Below are 17,564 nucleotides of genomic sequence, written 5' to 3' on the forward strand. Positions count from 1 at the left end.
TTTTGGCGGCCCCCTGCCGGTCTCGATGACGTTCCGAGAGACAGTGGGGGCGCCCCCGCGCCGTCACGGCGCCTCGTTCGCCAGCAGGCGGGCGATGGCGTCGGTGATGGTGTGGTCGTGATAGGGCTTGGAGAAGAACCGGCTGCCCTCGGGCAGGGCGCTCTCGTCAATGACCGCCTCACCGGAGGCCACGATCAGCTTCACCGGCGGCCAGCGGTTGCGGATGTAATGGCCCAGTTTGACACCGTCCATGGTTCCCGGCATCTGCACATCGGTGAAAACGAGGTCGATGTCGTCGCGCGATTCCAGAATCTGAATGGCGTCGTCGGCGCAACTGGCTTCCAGTGCCAGATAGCCCGCCGCCTCAATGAGGTCGACGGCGCTCATGCGGATGATTGTATTGTCCTCGACGATGAGGACGACGGCCTCGCCCTTGAACATTACATACTCGATTCGTGGGGGCCGGAAATCTCTTCGGCTGAAGACATAGCGTTTGCCTGCCCGATTGGTTCCTAGGCGGGCGCGGGATCGCTCCTGTGCCGCCGGGAGGCGCCATCCTGACGGACGGTGACGACGGTGCCGGGATTGCCCTCGCTCACGGCGAGACTGGCCTTGAGATTGCGGGCGAGCGCCTCGACAATGCCGGTGCCTAGCCCGGCTTTCGGCGCGTCGGCGCCCGTGGGCAGGCCGATGCCATTATCGGAAACCGAGAGCGACCAGTCCTTGCCGTCCGAGCGGTAATCGACGGCGATCTGGCCCGCCGACTGCTCAGGGAAGGCATGTTTGAGCGCATTGATGACCAGCTCCGTGACGATGAGGCCCAGGCTGATCGAGACATCCGCGTCCACGGCGCTCTCATCGACGGTCACCGACAGGGAGAGCCGGTCCGGGTCGGCGATCATCGAGGCGCCGAGGCTCTCGCAGAGCTGGGTGAAATAGGTGCGCAGCTCGACCTTGCCCGCCTGCGAGGTGGAAAGCTGCTTCTGCACCGCGGCGATCGACATGACCCGGTGGTGGGCGTTGTGCAGGTGGCCGCGCGCTTCCTCGGATTGGACGCGGCGCGCGCTCTGCATGAGCACGCTGGCGATGATCTGCAGGCTGTTGGCTACCCGGTGCTGGATTTCCTGCATCAGGATGGCCTTTTCCCGGACCAGATCATCCTTCAGCCGCGCGGCGGCGCGGATGTCGGTGACATCGGTGATCGCCAGCAGCAGGCGGGTGCGCGTCGTGTCGCCATCCTCAAGCCGGCGCGCATTGACGACGAGCCGGCGCGATTCCTGGTCCGGCCGATTGAGGTCGATCTCATAGGCGTCGATCTGCGCGCTGCCTGAGGCCGTGGCCTTCAGCAGGGAGGCGAGTTTGGGCAGCGCCCATTCGCCCTGCCCGAGATCGCCCAGCCTTTTCCCGGCGAGGTTTGCCGGCTCGATCGCGAAGGACCGGCAGAACGAGGTGCTCGCCGCGATGATCGTCTGATCCGCCGTCAGGAACAGCAGGGGCTCGTGTGACGAGACGACGATGGCAATGGTGCTCGCCGCCTCGAAGGCGCCCGTCGGTTCGGTTGTCACGGCAATGGCCCTCATGGGCCGAAGACTCGCGAAGCGAGCCATCACTCGGCAGGAACGCTGTCAAATGCCGGTTGTCAGGCTGACGCTCCGGCACACCCTACCATGATGGTTGCGCATTGCCCTGGAATTAAACGCGCAGGTGCGGGTCCGCTTGCCACAGGGCCGACCGGGGTGGCCGGCCCGGAGGCGAGGCGCCGTCAGGGGCGGCGGGGTGGCTTACCGTTGGGCTTTCCCTTGGGCTTTCCCTTGGGCGCGGCTTCCAGCGGGTTCCAGCCCTTCGCCGGACGCTCGCTCTTGGCGGGACGCTCGCCTTTGCCATGCGCCGCCGGCTTGGCCTTATACGGTTTGGCCTCGCGCGGATTCTCGAAGGCGGGCTTGCCATAGGGCTTGGGCTCGCGCGGCTTCTCGAAGGCGGGCTTGCCATAGGGCTTGGGCTCGCGCGGCTTCTCGAAAGCCGGCTTTCCATCCGGCCGGGCCTCGCGCCGCTTCTCGAACGCCGGCTTGCCGGGCTCGGCGCGGCTATCGGCCGACCGATCCGGCGCCGGACGGAACGGCTTGCCTCGGGGGGCCTCCGTGGGCGGCAGATCGCGCGGGGGCAAATCGCGCATTGGCATGTCCCGTGTCGGCAAGTCACGCATCGGCAAGTCACGCATCGGCTTCCCGCGCGGGGCGCGCGTCGGCCGGCCCTCCGGCTGGCCGGGCAGCGCCTCGATGACGACATCGTCGCCATTCGCCTTGGTGGCCACCTTCCCGAACCGGTCGGCGGCGGCGAGGTTGACCTCGAAGGCGGTCTCCTCGTCGAAGATGCGGATGGCGCCGATATCCTTGCGCGTCACATTTCCGCGCCGGCAGATCAGCGGCAGCAGCCATTTCGGATCGGCATTCTTGCGGCGGCCGATATTGAGGCGGAACCAGGCGCTGCCGCCGGGCTCGGACCCGCGGCCGAAATCGCGCTCGGAGCTGCGCTCCTGGCGCTCGCGCCCGGCGCGCGGCTCGCCGGGATCGGCGACTTCCTCCGGTGCCGGCAGGCCGGCGCGGTAGAGGCGCACCAGCGCGGCGGCCAGATGCTCGGGCGAATGGGCGGCGAGCAGCGTCTGGGCGGCGGCCGCATCCTCCTCATTCGGCGCCTCGGTGATCACCGCGTCGCCCAGCATGCGCTCATGATCGAGCTTGCGGATTTCCTCGGAGGTCGGGGCGCCCGACCAGGCGGGGGCGACGCCAATGCCGCGCATCAGCTCTTCCGTGCGGCGGCGGCGGAAGGGCGGCACCAGCAGCACGCTCACGCCCTTGCGCCCGGCGCGGCCGGTGCGGCCGCTGCGGTGCTGCAGGCTCTCCGCGTCGTTCGGCAGGTCGGCATGGATGACGAGGCCGAGATTGGGCAGGTCGATGCCGCGTGCGGCGACATCGGTGGCGACGCACACCCGCGCGCGGCCGTCGCGCAGCGCCTGAAGCGCATGGTTGCGCTCGTTCTGGCTCAGCTCGCCCGACAGCGCCACCGCCGAGAACTGCCGCTCCTGAAGCATGGCGTGGATGCGCCGCACCGCCTCGCGCGTGTTGCAGAACACGATGGCGCTCGGCGTGTCGTAGAAGCGCAGCACATTGACGACGGCGTGCTCGATCTCGGTCGGCGCGACCCGCATGGTGCGGTATTCGATATCGGCATGGCCGCCCTCGGCGCTCGCCACCTCGATGCGCAGCGCGTCGTGCTGGTAGCGCTTGGCGAGCGCGGTAATGCCGCGCGGCATGGTGGCCGAGAACAGCAGGCTGCGCCGTTCCGGCGGGGTGGCGTCGAGGATGAATTCGAGATCCTCGCGGAAGCCGAGATCGAGCATCTCGTCGGCCTCATCGAGCACGGCGACGCGCAGCGCGGAGATGTCGAGCCGCCCGCGCTCGAGATGATCGCGCAGCCGGCCGGGCGTGCCGACGACGATATGGGCGCCCTGGTTGAGCAGGCGCTGCTCCTGGCGCGGATCCATGCCGCCGACGCAGGAGACGATGCGCGCCCCGGTCGCGGCGTAGAGCCAGGCGAATTCGCGCTGCACCTGCAAGGCGAGCTCGCGCGTCGGCGCCACCACCAGCGCCTGCGGCACGCTCGCGGGCTCGAAAAGCTCGATCTCGCCCAGCAACGTTCCGGCCATGGCGAGGCCATAGGCCACCGTCTTGCCGGACCCGGTCTGGGCCGACACCAGAAGGTCGCGGCCGGCCGCCTCGGGCGCCAGCACGGCCAGCTGCACCGGCGTCGGCTTGTCGTAATCGCGTTCGGCCAAAGCGCGCGCAAGCGCCGGATTCGTCGTCATGAAGGGCACGGCTGGTTCCGCCTATCTCGCAGTCTCGTCAGGCGTCGAAGGGAGCCGTCGGAAAGTATGTGGAACGCCCTTCTTAATAGGCCGGGCGCCCAGATGCCACAGCCATGCTGGCGGCCACACGGCGGTAGGCCTTGTTCGCCTGACGCCTCGGGCTCTCCCCCGGATCGTGCGCTTGACTCTCGGTCCGGTTTGAGTCGTCTTAAAAGAACAAAAGAGGAACATATATGCGCGGGTCACACGACGTTTCCGCGCTGAGGCAGATGCTCGCCGGGCTGGAGGCGGAGCGTCTGCCCGGCGCTTCATCAGCCTTCAGCCTGGGCGCTGCGGGGCCTGACGGCGTGCTGGCCGAGACGCTCGCACGCGGGGCGCTGCATGAGATCTATGCGGCGGAGGGCGCCGACATGCCAGCCGCCTCCGGCTTCTCCCTGGCGCTGGCGCTGCGGGCGGCGCAGAAGCCGGGCGAGGAGCCGGCTCAGAGGAAACCCCCGATGCGCCCCATCGTCTGGGTGCGGCAGGATTTTATCGATTCAGAGGCGGGCCGCCTCGACGCGCACGGGCTGAGAGGCCTGGGGCTTGACCCGGCGCGGCTCATCCTGGTGCGGGCGCGTGACCCGGAACAGGCGCTGCGGGCGGCCGGCGACGCGGTGCGCTGCGCCGCGCTCGGGGCGGTGCTGCTGGAGCCATGGGGCGAGCCGAAGGCGCTGGACCTCACCGCCACGCGGCGGCTGGCGCTTCGGGCGGGTGTTTCCGGCGTCACCTTTTTCCTGCTGCGCATGGCCGAGAAGCCCTCGGCCAGTGTTGCCGTCACCCGCTGGCTGGTGCGCCCGATCCTCTCCACCCCGCTGGCGGCGGACGCACCGGGCGCCCCCGCCTTCGCCGTCACGCTGCTGCGCCATCGCGGCGGCCTCAACGGCCATGCCTGGAATCTGGAGTGGGACCATGAGAGCTGTTCCTTCCGCGACATCGCCCCGCTATCTCGCGCTGTGGTTCCCGTTCCTGCCGGCAAACCGGCTCGACAGGGCACGGTGGCACCGGGCGAGGGGACCGGGGATGTCCGGCCCTTCCAGCGCGCCGGATGAGGCGCTGCCGCTGGTCTTCGTCGAGCGGGTGAAAGGCGCGCTGCGCCTCTCCGCCATCTCCGCGCAGGCGCGGGCCGTGGGCCTGGCGCCCGGCCTGACGCTGGCGGATGCCCGCGCGCGGATTCCCGTCCTCGCGGTCGCCGACCATGACCCACGCGCCGATGCCGGCTTTCTCGAACGGATCGCCGATGATTGCGACCGCTGGACGCCGCTGGTGGCGCTGGACGGTGTGGATGGGCTGGTGCTCGACATCACCGGCTGCACGCATCTGTTCGGCGGCGAGGCAAGGATGCGCCGGCATGTCATGGAGCATCTCCAGCGTCACGGGCTGACGCTCCACGCCGTGGTGGCCGGCACACCGGAGGCGGCACGCGCCCTCGCGCGGTGCGGCAAGGGCGGCGTGGTGCCCATCGGCCGCGAGGCGGAATGCGTGGGCCCGCTCCCCATCGCCGCGCTGGACCTGCCGGAGGAGAGCGTGACCGGGCTGGCGCGCGCGGGGCTGCGGACCATCGGCGATCTCGCCGCGCGGCCGGGCACGCCGCTTGCCGCGCGCTTCGGCGAGGTCTTGCTGACCCGCCTGCGGCGCACGCTCGGCCATGAGGATGTGCGCATCACCCCGCGCCGCCCGCTGCCGGCCTGCATCGCCGAGCGGCGCTTTGCCGAACCGATCGGCCGGGCCGAGGATGTCGGGGGCGCGCTGGGCCTGCTGATCGACGATCTCGCGCTGATGCTGGAGGCGCGCGGCGAAGGCGGGCGGGCCTTCGAGGCCTCCTTCTTCCGGGCGGATGGCGCGGTGCGGCGCATCGCGGTGGAGACCGCGCGCCCCGCGCGCGACCCCTCATCCCTTGGCCGGCTTTTCCATGAAAAGCTCGACGCGCTGGCCGATCCTCTCGATCCCGGCTTCGGTTTCGATCTGATCCGCCTCGCCGTGCTGCGGGCCGAAACCCTGGCGCCCGCGCAGGTGAGTCTCGACGGGCGCGCCATCGAGGAGGAAGAGGTGAGCGCGCTGGTCGACCGGCTGGCGGCGCGGCTCGGCCGGGACCGGGTGCTGCGCTTCATGATGCGCGACACCCATGATCCCGACCGTGCCGCCCGCCTCGTGCCGGCGGCCGATCCGGCGCCGCCCGCCGTTCCGATGCCGGAGGAACTCCCTTCGCGCCCGCTGATGATGTTCGACCCGCCGCAGCCGATCGAGGCGCTGGCGGAAGTGCCGGATGGTCCGCCGCTGCGCTTCCGCTGGCGGCGCGTGCTGCATGAGGTGGTTCATGCCGAGGGGCCGGAGCGCATCGCCGCCGAGTGGTGGCGGCGGGGCGCGCCGACGCGGGACTATTACCGGGTGGAGAACGAGAAGGGCCGGCGGTTCTGGCTGTTCCGCCTCGGCCTTTATGAGCGCGAGCCGGGCGCCCCGCGCTGGTTCGTCCATGGGCTTTTCCCATGAGGACGGGTTCATGAGGGTCGCTCCATGAACACGGCTTTTTATGCCGAGCTGGCGGTCACGACGAATTTCTCCTTCCTGCGCGGCGCCTCGCACGCGAGCGATCTGGTGGCGCAGGCGCTTCACCTCGGCCATGCCGGTATCGGCATCGCCGACCGCAACAGCGTGGCGGGCGTGGTGAGGGCTTATGCCGCGTTGAAGGAGGCGGAGGAGGTGTGGCGCGAGGAGATCGGCGCGCCGGAGGCCATCTTCCCCTTCCAGCTCGCGGTGGGCGCGCGGCTCGTCTTCGCCGATGGCGCGCCGGATGTGATCGCCTACGCGCAGGACCGCGCCGGCTGGGGCCGGCTGTGCCAGCTCCTCACCGCCGGCAATATGCGCGCTGAGAAGGGAAGCTGCCTCCTCACCCTTGACGACCTGCTGACTGACGCGAGGGGCCTCTCGCTCATCCTCATGCCCCCCCGCCGGCTGGAGGAACTGGCGCGGTATCTCGCCCCGCTGGCGGAGGCCGCGCCCGGCTCGCTCTGGCTCGGCGCCGACATGCCGCGCCGGGGCGACGACCGCCGCCGGCTGGCGGGGCTGAAGGCGCTGGCCGCGGACGCCAGGGTGCCGCTGCTGGCGATGAACGATGTGCTCTATCACCACCCCTCCCAGCGCGATTTGCAGGATGTGCTCACCTGCATCCGCGAGGGCACGACGATCGAGGCCGCCGGCCGGAAGCTGGAGGCCAATGCCGAGCGCCATCTCAAGCCGCCGGCCGAGATGGTCCGCCTGTTCCGCGACGCGCCGGAGGCGGTGGAGGAGACGCGCCACTTCCTCGCCCGGCTCGATTTCTCGCTCAGCGAACTGAAATATGAATACCCGAAGGAGCCCGTTCCGCCCGGCTACACGGCGGAGGCCTGGCTGGAGCATATGACCTGGCAGCACGCTGCCATCCGCTATCCCGACGGTGTGCCGCCCAAGGTGGAAAAGCAGCTCCGGGAGGAGCTGGCACTGATCGCCGAGCTGAAATACGCGCCCTATTTCCTCACCATCCGCGACATTGTCAGCTTCGCCGAAAAGGAGGGCATCCTGTGCCAGGGCCGCGGCTCGGCGGCCAATTCCGCCGTCTGCTACGTGCTCGGCATCACCGCGGTGGACCCGGCCGAGAGCGACCTGCTGTTCGCCCGCTTCATCTCCCGCGAGCGCCGCGAGCCGCCCGACATCGACGTCGATTTCGAGCATGAGCGTCGCGAGGAGGTGATCCAGTACATCTATGAGCGCTATGGCCGGATGCGGGCGGGCATCGCCGCCACCGTCATCTCCTATCGCCCGCGCAGCGCCCTGCGCGATGTCGGCAAGGCGCTCGGCCTCACCGAGGATGTCACCGCGCGGCTCTCCAGCCTGGTCTGGGGGAGCTGGGGCGACATGGTGGCGAAAGGCCAGATCGGTCAGGCCGGGCTCGATGCCGACAACCCGACCATCCGCCGCGCGGTGGAACTCGCCGGCCGGCTTCTCGGCTTTCCGCGCCATCTCTCGCAGCATGTCGGCGGCTTCGTGCTGACGGAGGGCCGGCTCGACGCGATGGTGCCGATCGGCAAGGCGGCGATGGAGGACCGCACCTTCATCGAGTGGAACAAGGACGACATCGACACGCTCGCCTTGATGAAGGTCGATGTGCTGGCGCTGGGCATGCTCACCTGCATCCGCAAGGCGTTCGACCTGATGCGCGACCATGAAGGCGTCGATTACGCGCTGGCCGACGTGCCGCGCGAGCAGAGCGACGTCTACGACATGCTCTGCCGGGGCGATTCCATCGGGGTGTTCCAGGTGGAAAGCCGGGCGCAGATCAACATGCTGCCGCGCATGAAGCCGCGCCGGCTCTACGATCTCGTCATCCAGGTCGCCATCGTCCGCCCCGGTCCGATCCAGGGCAATATGGTGCATCCCTATCTGCGCCGGCGCGAGGGGAGCGAGAAGGTGACCTACCCCTCGCCCAAGCCGCCGCATGATCCCGATGAACTCCGGGAGGTACTCGCACGCACCAAGGGCGTGCCGCTGTTCCAGGAACAGGCGATGAAGCTCGCCATGGTCGCGGCCGAGTTCACCGAGGTCGAGGCCAACAAGCTGCGCCGGGCCATGGCGACCTTCCGCAACATGGGAACGATCGGCCAGTTCCAGACCCTGCTGATCGAGCGCATGAGCGCGCGCGGCTATGACCCGGCCTTCGCGGCGCGCTGCTTCGAGCAGATCAAGGGCTTCGGCGAATATGGCTTCCCGGAAAGCCATGCCGCCTCCTTCGCCAAGCTGGTCTACATCTCCGCCTTCATCAAATGCCGCCATCCCGCTGTGTTCGCGGCGGCGCTGCTGAATTCCCAGCCCATGGGTTTCTACGCCCCGGCGCAGATCGTGCGCGATGCGCGCGAGCATGGCGTGGAAATCCGCCCCGCCGACATCAATCACAGCTTTTGGGACAACACGCTGGAGCGCCGGGCCGACGGCACGCTGGCGCTGCGCATCGGCCTGCGGCAGATCGACGGTTTCAGCGAAAGATGGGCGGAACAGCTCGCCGCCGCGCGGGGCGCCGGCTACCGCGATATCGAGACGCTCTCCCTGCGCGCGCGCCTGCCCGCCGGGGCTTTGCGCCGGTTGGCGGATGCCGATGCGTTCGGCTCGCTGGGGCTCGACCGGCGCGCGGCGGCGTGGATCGTTCGCCGCCTGCCCGATGACACGCCGCTGCCCCTGTTCGCGGCGGCGCAGGCGCGCGAACTCGGGCCCGAGCCGGATGCGCAGCTTCCCCTCATGCCGCTGCCCGAGCAGATCGCGGTGGACTACCAGACCACAAGGCTCTCGCTGAAGGGCCACCCGATGGGCATGCTGCGCGCGATCTTCCGCGCCGAGGGCATCGCCAGCAGTGCGGACATTGCGGCCCGGCGGGACGGCACGTTCATCCGCACCGCCGGCATCGTGCTGGTGCGCCAGCGGCCGGGCAAGGGCAACGCCATCTTCATGACGCTGGAAGACGAGACCGGCATCGTCAATGTGCTGCTCTGGGCCCGGCTGTTCGAGCGTTATCGGGCGCAGGTCATGGGCGCGCGCCTCGTCGTGGTGGAGGGGAGGGTGCAGAAGAGCAAGGAGGGCGTCATCCATGTGATGGCCGAGCAGGTGCATGACCGCACCAGTGAGCTCGCCCGCCTGTTCGACGATCCCCGCCAGAAGGGCGCCTACCCGCTCGCCCGTCCGCAGGTCGACCCCGGCGTCGACGAGCGGGTGAAGCCGGCCCCGCGGGAGGGCCATCTGCTGGCCGGCCGCCGCTCCACGCACGGCCACCCCCGCCAGGTCCGCGTCCTGCCGAAATCACGCGATTTCCACTGAGAGCCATGAGGGCAATGCCGGCGTGGCCGGAGCGGGACTTGCGGTACTTGTCCGCGCCCGCGCTGCGCTGGTAACAGGGCGCGTGCCGTCCGTCAGAGGTCGGTCCTTGGGGCAGGGCAAGACGGGGAATCATGACGGCGCGGGGAAAGTTGGCGGAGCTTGAAGCGCTTCGCGGCATCGCGGCTCTGGTCGTGCTGCTCCATCACACCATGCTCGGCTTCACGCCGCAGCTTCACGGCATGACCTATCCCGATCAGGCCATCACCCTTTTCGGCACGCCGGCCTTCGCGCTGGTGAACGGGTCGGCCGCGGTCATCGTCTTCTTCGTGCTGTCCGGCTACGTGCTGTCGCTCAATGTGCTGCGCAGCGGCAGCGCGCGGCTGGCCGCCTCGTCGGCGCTCAAGCGCTGGCCGCGTCTGGCGGGCCCGGTGATCCTGACCAATCTGATGGCCGGCCTCGTCATGGCCGGTCCCGGTTTCGCCAACCGCGAGGCGGCGGCCATGGTGCCGTCGGTCTGGCTCGGCTGGTTCTACACCTGGCCGAGCGCGGGATGGCTGGAAATCCCCCACAGCCTGTGGGAGGGCGCGACGACCTTCTTCACCGGCCAGTCGTTCTACAATTCCAGTCTGTGGACGATGGTCTACGAGTTCGCCGGGAGCTTTCTGGTGCTCGCCTCGGCGCTCGCCGTGGCCAAGCTGCCGCGGGGCCGATGGGCATGCCTGGCCGTGATCGGCCTCGGGACGCTGTGGCTCAGCCCCTATCTCGCGCCCTTCATTGTCGGCGTCGGTCTGGCCTTGCGGGACCGAACCCCGCATGCCGATTGGCGCGGCGCCAAGATCGCGCTGGCTCTCGTGCTGATCGTGCTGCTGGGTGGGTATCACGAGAACATCATGAGCGGGCGGCCCGAAGGCCTCTATAGCGGGCTCGGACCTTTGACGGCGATGGATCCGCTGCGGCTGCGGGTGATCCTGCACACATTGATGGCGTGCCTCGCCCTGCTGCTGTTCCGCCGCGCGACCTTCCTACGAACCGCCATGTCTGGACGGGTCGGGCGCACCTTGGGCTTTCTCTCCTTCGGTATTTATCTCTGTCAGGTTCTGGTCATCTGCTCGGTCTCCAGCCTTACCTATCTGGCCTTGGAAGGGCAGGGTTTGCTGCAGATCGGGGCGACCTTCGCCGTCACCGGTGCCGGAACCTTGGCCCTGGCCGTGCCGGTTGCCCTATTCGATCACTGGTGGGTGCGCCAGGTCGGGCGGACGCTTTCGCGGGGCCCGTGGAGAGGCGCGTAGCCGATCTCCAGCCGAAGCGTCCGTGAGCGACATAGCAGGCTGGGTGCGGACAGAACGTTGTTTCTGCTTGCCGTCGAACCGGCAGGCCATACGTCACAACCGTCCCCCAGGGCTAACGAATAGGTGCATCCCGCCATGATCGGACAGTTGTTGGCGTGTCCGTTGCCTTGAGATTTTTGCAGGCCGTGTCCGTGAGGGCCATTTGTTGGCATCGGCGATGCCAACAAAGGCGTTGGATGCCAACGGATCGCGTCGGACTGTCCCAAACGAAAAAGCCGCCGAAACCCTTTGGTTTCAGCGGCTTTTCGGTCGTCTCAGGACCGTCTTGGACGGTCAGATGGTGCCAGGAGAGGACCGGCTACCGGAGGGGCTGAAACCTATATAATTCAACGGTTTTGGAGCCCTTAAGTCAAGCGTTGATACACGGCTATGTTACACGGTCGCACATCGTTGGGTCGCGGCCGCTGGGCGGCAATTTGTGCAAGGTTCGGTTCCTGATTGCTGAGAGAGCCTGTGCCGCCCCGTCTATCTGCCCATTTGCGATTTCTACCGCTGCTGCCGCACCAGGAAGTCGATGGCGTCCGCTACTTCAACATCCCCGCAGGCAAGACGGAGAGCAGCGTCCGCATTGTACCCATCCAGAGCAGCCTCTAGGTTCTTTACTATAATCAGCGCGCTCATCACGCTCAGGTACGCTCCCGGAGAGGCCATTGCCCGCGTTAAGCAACAATATCGAGAACCGCGTTCGGAAGCTGCCTAAGCCATCAAACGCGACGCAGGGCCTGCAGCCGCTGTTCGAGGCCGTCAGTAACGCTATGTTCGCTTTGGAAGATCGACTGGAGAAGAACGTCGCGAATGGTCGGATCGATATCCGGATCACCAACCTGTCCAGCCCCGACGACTTAGTGATCGTCATCGTCGACCGGGGCATCGGCCTTGACGCGAAACGCTACGGGGCCTTCTGCGAGATCGACACCGACTTCAAACAGGCGCGGGGTGGTAAGGGCGTGGGTCGGCTGTTCTGGCTCGACGCGTTCTCCAGCATACAGGTGGAGAGCACCTATGCCGAGGCCGACGCCATCCGACGCCGCGCCTTCGATTTCGTCCTGAATAACCTCGAGCAGGTCGTCCCGCGCTACGAAGGCGTGCCGGACGATGGCGATCGTGGCACTACCATCACCTTCAAAGGCCTCAGGACAAAGGAATACGGAGCCCACTTCCCACGCCGCTCCGACACCTTCCTCCGGTACTTTAGCGCTCACTTCATCGCCGACTTCCTCATCGGAGGTGGCCCACGGCTCTTCATCGACCTTGACGGGGACCTTACCGAGTATCCGAAAGCGGTGGCGGACCTTACAGTTGGTAAGCCCTTAGAGACCACGTTCCAGCACAAGGAATTTGGAACGCTGGCCATCGTGGGCTTCACGTGCCAAGCGGAGGCCAGCACCGGTCTTGAGGGGCGCCACCAACTGCACCTCTTAGCCAACGGTCGAACGGTCGAGACCCGCAAGGTCGACAACCTCCTAGGTGTGACGAACCTGGAGCGCGATGGCCAACAGGATTTGGTTTTCCACGGCTGCGTCTCGGGTGAGTATCTCGACCTGCGCGTCAACGAAGGCCGAACCGCCTTCAACCTTCCTGAGCGCACCCTCAAAGACATTAGCCGCGCCTGCATGGAAATCGTGAAGGAGCGGCTGCTGCCGGATCAGGTTGCGAAATTCGCCAAGGAACGTCGCGACAACTACGTGGCGTTCGTAGAACGGTATCCAACGTTCGGCTTCGACACCGACGACACCCAGCTGAAGCGCGTCCCCTTCCACGCCATGGCGCCTGAAGAGTTCGCTTCCGGCCTGATCAAGTACCAGATCCGCCGCGAGGAAGACCGCCAGAACTCCCTTCAGGAGCTGATCGATGCCCTCGACCTCGAAAACGTGCCCATTGATCTAGAAGCTTCCGTCGCTAAGGCCGCAAAGGAAATCCAGAACTCCGAACAGCTCGCCCTTGCTCAGCACGTGGTCCGTAGAAAGTTGGCGTTGGAGATGCTGGATAAGCTCATCAGGCGGATACGCATGCGCAGTGGGAGGGAGGACGACCATCACCTCGAGCGCACCTTGCACGCGTTTATCTGCCCCATGGGCATCATGGGCGACAATGTCTCGGAGCTTAAGAGCCGCGCGCATGATCTGTGGGTGGTCGACGAGCGATTGGCGTTCACCCGCGCGTTCTCCTCCGATAAGCGTCTCGACGCGGTTCTGGCGGAGGGTGGCTCGTCAGACCGTCCCGACCTACTAGTTTGGAACTTGGCCTATGGCCTTGGTGTCACTGCTGCTGAAAACCCCGAGGTCGTCGACGTCTCCGAGCCGCTGCGGTCAATGATGGTCGTGGAGTTCAAGAAACCCGGCCGCACCGTCTATGCCAAAGCGGAGGACAACATCGAGCAACAGATCACCAGATACCTTGCGCAGTTGAAAGGCGGAGAGATAGAGACTTTCGACAGAGCGAAGGTGCGCGTGGCGGAAGACTGTATCTTCCACTGCTATGTCGTAGCCGATATCCGAGGCGATCTGGATCAGCAGCTCTCGAGCTGGGCGACGACAGCCAATGGCCAGGGTCGCGTGCGGCCGCTCAACAACGCCTATCGTGGTCAGATCGAGGTCATCCAGTGGCAGGACCTAATCAATGACGCCTGGATGCGGAACCGCGCGACGCTGACGGCCGCTGGCCTAAGCCGCAATCGACCCACGAGCATGAACTCAAAGGTCCAAGCGCCGATCGAAGCCGACGAAGACGAGGACTGAGGCCAGCGCCATGAACGAAGCACTCTACGAAGTGCTAAGCCGTATTTGACTAGGCAGCTCTCGAGCCAGAGACTGAGCCCCCGCAACAGCGAGCGGTTAGCTTAGGTCTCGCCCACGGCCTCGCTGAAATGGGCCGCGAGCGCCTGCGAGTTCGGCCGCCAGGCAAGCTTTGTTGGAAGTCGCAAGTCACAACCGTCCAGCGACCAGTAATCCGTCTGCCGAAGGCGAGGGGAGACGACCACCTTCATGGAGTCGGGATTGATGGAGATGAGCTTAAGGTCGAACAGGTTATGCAGATCCGCTCTTAGCAGCAGACCATTACTCACCTTGTTCGTGGACAGTCCGTTGTAAGGCTGGATATGGGCGGCTTGCAGGACATCCGAGACGTTCGTGCCTGAAATCGCGCAGGCTCCGTCGTAGGCTTCGAGCAGTTGGCGCCGGAAGGTCGCCTGCCCCTGACGCCTCGCGACCTCTGCCCACACACGCCGCCGCCCGTCCTCCTCAGATGCGGGGTCGAACTCAACGGACGCGGCCAAGGCCTCGACCTCCGTCTGAGCCGTCCGGATTTCCACGTCCCAGGCATTGGGCGAGCAACGAGCCAGCATTGGAGCGAAGTTATCTAGGGCCAGACCGAGCTGTGCCGTGAGATCAACGTTGCTGAGGTCCTGTGGCCAAAAGAGCCGTGCTACGGCTCCTCCGCCTGTGGCAGCCCCGGAGATTTTGAGGAAGGTGATCATCGCTGAGAGCGAAGGGAATTCATCGAAGCCAGGGCTTCCAGGCAGGAGACGGGTTTTCCGATTGAACAGCCAGCCACCCTGATCGGCCAGTTGGGCATCGAGGGTAATGACAACCGGATCCTGACTGCTAGGCAGCTTGGAGTTGATAAACGGTACGATTGAGCGATTGCGCTCCTTCGTCTCTGGATCGAAGTAGTCCTCCTCTGCGATAGAAACCGCAAATCCGACCTCAAGGCCTCGTTCGGACGCTATCACGTATACCTGCGGCATATGACCGAAGGCCTCCGCGCCTTGCGCGCACAGAGAGACCCACAAATCTTTGGGACGGTGCCCACGGGACCCGCGCTCCCGGGAGTACTTTTTGGGGCGGAGGTATGTTTTGTCCCCAAATGGGTGAGCCGACCGGGCCTGGTTCATGGCCTGGAGCAGTTCGTCGTAGATGCGCCAGTAAGCCTCCTTATCAGCAGGCGGAACGACACCTGTCCGGTTCCGACTACCGAATGCGTAACTTGGTGCATCAGACCAGCGGGCGAAGACGGAGAAATCTCCTGCTGAGATCAATTCGCCGTCTCCCCGAGATCGTCCTGCTTCGCAACCCCGTACGATGACTGAATTGGGAAGCGCTTCTCGTTCAGGTCGATCTTGGCCTGAGCTGCCGCCATGAGGTCGACGCCTACCCGGTCGGTAAGCAGAAGTAGATAGAGGAGCACGTCAGCGGCCTCACTAGCGATCTTAGCCGTTGTTTCTGGCCCCGGCTCTGCCGTTTGTGGCTGCCATTGGAACAACTCAAGCAGTTCGCCTGCTTCGACGCTCACGGAAATCGCCAGATCTTTTGGAGTGTGAAACTGTGACCAATTCCGATCATCCCGGAATTGCCGTAGCCGCTCGATCAGTTCCTGCATCTGTGCCCCACAATGAGGTCCATTATCGTGTTGCTGGTCCAGCGGCCGACGACGGTTGAAACAGTCGGCCCGTTTCAGCGTGGCGAACTCGACAGCGTTGAAGGAATGTCAATGACTCTGCCGATGGATGAACTCAAGCTTGTAGAAGCCGTTTATCGTCTCGGCGAGAGCGTTATCATAGCTTTGATCGACGCCTCCGACGAAAGGCAAAATGCCTGCTTAGGCCAATCGCTAGCTGTCGCAGATGCTGACATTCTGCGAACAGGGTCGCTATGGTGCACTAGGTCGGCCAAGGAGCACATGCCGCTCACGAGGGCCTGCTCCAGCGCAGCGAGCACGAAGTCGGCATGATCTGTCTGACGCGACCGGGTAAGATCAAAATCTGGTCTCGCGTTCACGGGCACATGTTCCCCGACGCGAAAGCGCAGGCGTCCCCCGTGACCCCCCGCGAACCGTGCAGTGGGCAAGCCCGTCCACGAATGCGGCAGGGGTGGTGTAGGGGGCGCATCTCGCACCGTCGACTGAGAACCCTGCGGCATCTTGGTTTCGCTGTCTGAGCGCTCGCCTGCCTCGTCAGGTTCCGATCTTGCACCGCGAGCCTCGCGTCCAGATGACCCTGCCCATGTGGACGTGTCCGCTCCGACGTTCAGATGTGTCCAATAGGATGGGTATTGACATTCTGGACGTGAGCGACTCTCATGTCTTGACCTTTTGGACACTCGGGGCGCGACATGAGCACGACCATCCATCCATCTGGCCACCTCATCGGCTATGGCCGAACATCCACCGCCGAGCAGGAGGCAGGACTGGATGCCCAGCGCCGCGACCTCCAGGCGGCTGGGTGCCACAAGGTCTTTGTCGAGCAAGCATCCTCCGTCGGTGCGCGCCCCGTGCTAGCACAGGTCCTCGACTACGTGCGTGAGGGCGACACCCTCGTCGTCACCAAGATTGACCGGTTGGCACGCTCCACGGTCAACCTGTGGGAGTTGGTGAAGGAGTTGGGCGCCAAGAAGGTCGGTCTCAGGGTGCTCAATCTTGGCGGAGAGCCGGTGGACACTCGCAGCTCCACCGGCAACCTCATCCTCAACATCTTCGCCGGGTTTGCCCAGTTCGAGCGCGAGATGATGCTGGAGCGACAGAAGGAGGGGATCGCCAAGGCCAAGGCTGAGGGGCGCTATACGGGCCGGAAGCCGACAGCCCGCCTCAAGGCCGACGAGGCGCGGCGCCTGCATGCCGAGGGCAAGACGCCCACCGAGATCGCCAAGGCTCTCGGGATCGGCCGTGGCAGCGTCTACAGGGCGATCCAGGCCGATGCGTCCATCGCAGCGATGTGAGTCGGTGACGTACACGAGCGAGCAGCCCCGCCTCACACCCGGTGCGTCTTCCTTTGGGGCGGCGATCTAAAGCTGGGCTGTCCGCCGTGCCTGTGCCCCGGAAAGCTAACCAATGCTGAGATTTCGATTTGTTGGACGCATCTGAGAAAGTCCAATGCGACGACTCGGGGGCTCAGCCGGATGATGCGACACACTCGCTCACGGATTGCCGTCAACCACATGATTTGTGGTGATGGTGCGGTCTCCCTTACTCCCCCTATTCTGAATGGTTCGGAAGAGGCTGGGGGGTAAGGGGGGCTAACCAGATGATACCTCTCACTAAAGACGATCTTTATGACACTCTGAGACGTCACTAGTCGGTCTTGAGGTAGGCCCCTTGGTAGAACCACCCCATCATCTCCATCCATGTCGTAGCTCATCGACAGCGATGGTCCTGCGGATCGTCACATGCACAGCAGATACGACGCCTCGAGAGAGTACCCCTATAGCCTGTCCACCCTGCTCAACGACGACGACATTGATGTCCTCAATCTCATCGCCGAGCTACGCGGTCATGGGGTGACCCATGCCTGTCTGACGTCGTCCGTCTCCTGATCCGAGATCACACACGGCGCCTAAGGGCTGGCGAGATCACTGAGCACGGCTTGTGCGGCAAACCTTCCTAATCCGCGCGTCCCTGTCGACGCCCCTGTCTTTCAGTCTGACGGCACTGCGTCGCCGTCCCGACCCCACGAGGAAATGCCCTACTCCAACTGCTATCCCCACCGC

12 protein-coding genes and 1 pseudogene are annotated in these 17,564 nt (G+C 65.7%); 7 read left to right on the forward strand and 6 right to left on the reverse strand.

What is annotated here, in order from left to right; genetic code table 11:
- Nucleotides 1-63 precede the first annotated feature (63 nt).
- From AncyloWKF20_RS17690 to AncyloWKF20_RS17700, 3 genes are all read right to left on the reverse strand, one after another.
- A complete protein-coding gene (locus tag AncyloWKF20_RS17690) occupies nucleotides 64-441 on the reverse strand; it encodes a response regulator (RefSeq protein WP_279315282.1) in 378 nt (125 codons plus the stop codon).
- Between the two features lie 71 nt (nucleotides 442-512).
- Entirely contained in the window at nucleotides 513-1,565 is a 1,053-nt protein-coding gene (locus tag AncyloWKF20_RS17695) for a histidine kinase dimerization/phosphoacceptor domain -containing protein (protein ID WP_279315283.1), read from the reverse strand.
- A gap of 197 nt (nucleotides 1,566-1,762) precedes the next feature.
- Nucleotides 1,763-3,862, reverse strand: a complete 2,100-nt coding sequence (locus tag AncyloWKF20_RS17700; RefSeq protein ID WP_279315284.1) for a DEAD/DEAH box helicase — start codon at nucleotides 3,860-3,862, stop codon at nucleotides 1,763-1,765.
- 233 nt (nucleotides 3,863-4,095) lie between these two features.
- On the opposite strand from AncyloWKF20_RS17700, the gene AncyloWKF20_RS17705 reads away from it, so the two are divergent.
- The 5 genes from AncyloWKF20_RS17705 (at nucleotide 4,096) to AncyloWKF20_RS17725 (ending at nucleotide 13,823) form a co-directional block, all read left to right on the forward strand.
- Nucleotides 4,096-4,950: a hypothetical protein gene (locus tag AncyloWKF20_RS17705; RefSeq protein ID WP_279315285.1), complete on the forward strand. Its 855-nt coding sequence runs from the start codon at nucleotides 4,096-4,098 to the stop codon at nucleotides 4,948-4,950.
- Nucleotides 4,922-6,388 (forward strand): DNA polymerase Y family protein, encoded by a 1,467-nt coding sequence (locus AncyloWKF20_RS17710; RefSeq protein WP_279315286.1) that lies wholly within the window; start codon nucleotides 4,922-4,924, stop codon nucleotides 6,386-6,388. Before AncyloWKF20_RS17705 ends, AncyloWKF20_RS17710 begins: the two co-directional genes overlap by 29 nt.
- Nucleotides 6,389-6,412: 24 nt before the next feature.
- Complete coding sequence (locus AncyloWKF20_RS17715; protein WP_279315287.1) at nucleotides 6,413-9,736, forward strand: error-prone DNA polymerase; 3,324 nt, start codon at nucleotides 6,413-6,415, stop codon at nucleotides 9,734-9,736.
- 131 nt (nucleotides 9,737-9,867) lie between these two features.
- Entirely contained in the window at nucleotides 9,868-11,025 is a 1,158-nt protein-coding gene (locus AncyloWKF20_RS17720; RefSeq protein WP_279315288.1) for an acyltransferase, read from the forward strand.
- A 710-nt stretch (nucleotides 11,026-11,735) separates the two neighbouring features.
- Complete coding sequence (locus tag AncyloWKF20_RS17725) at nucleotides 11,736-13,823, forward strand: hypothetical protein (RefSeq protein WP_279315289.1); 2,088 nt, start codon at nucleotides 11,736-11,738, stop codon at nucleotides 13,821-13,823.
- Nucleotides 13,824-13,924: 101 nt separating this feature from the next.
- Here the strand turns inward: AncyloWKF20_RS17725 and AncyloWKF20_RS17730 are convergent, their stop codons facing one another.
- The 3 genes and pseudogenes from AncyloWKF20_RS17730 to AncyloWKF20_RS17740 form a co-directional block, all read right to left on the reverse strand.
- Nucleotides 13,925-14,830 (reverse strand): HNH endonuclease, encoded by a 906-nt coding sequence (locus tag AncyloWKF20_RS17730; protein WP_279315290.1) that lies wholly within the window; start codon nucleotides 14,828-14,830, stop codon nucleotides 13,925-13,927.
- A 287-nt stretch (nucleotides 14,831-15,117) separates the two neighbouring features.
- Nucleotides 15,118-15,462, reverse strand: a complete 345-nt coding sequence (locus AncyloWKF20_RS17735; protein ID WP_279315291.1) for a nucleotide pyrophosphohydrolase — start codon at nucleotides 15,460-15,462, stop codon at nucleotides 15,118-15,120.
- 111 nt (nucleotides 15,463-15,573) lie between these two features.
- Nucleotides 15,574-15,827 (reverse strand): annotated as a pseudogene (locus tag AncyloWKF20_RS17740) (IS3 family transposase); the annotation flags it as partial.
- A gap of 366 nt (nucleotides 15,828-16,193) precedes the next feature.
- Here AncyloWKF20_RS17740 and AncyloWKF20_RS17745 point away from each other — a divergent pair.
- Nucleotides 16,194-16,796: a recombinase family protein gene (locus AncyloWKF20_RS17745; RefSeq protein ID WP_279315292.1), complete on the forward strand. Its 603-nt coding sequence runs from the start codon at nucleotides 16,194-16,196 to the stop codon at nucleotides 16,794-16,796.
- A gap of 447 nt (nucleotides 16,797-17,243) precedes the next feature.
- Entirely contained in the window at nucleotides 17,244-17,390 is a 147-nt protein-coding gene (locus AncyloWKF20_RS17750) for a hypothetical protein (RefSeq protein ID WP_279315293.1), read from the forward strand.
- Nucleotides 17,391-17,564 lie beyond the last annotated feature (174 nt).

This window comes from Ancylobacter sp. WKF20 (assembly GCF_029760895.1).
Classification (GTDB): Bacteria; Pseudomonadota; Alphaproteobacteria; order Rhizobiales; family Xanthobacteraceae; genus Ancylobacter.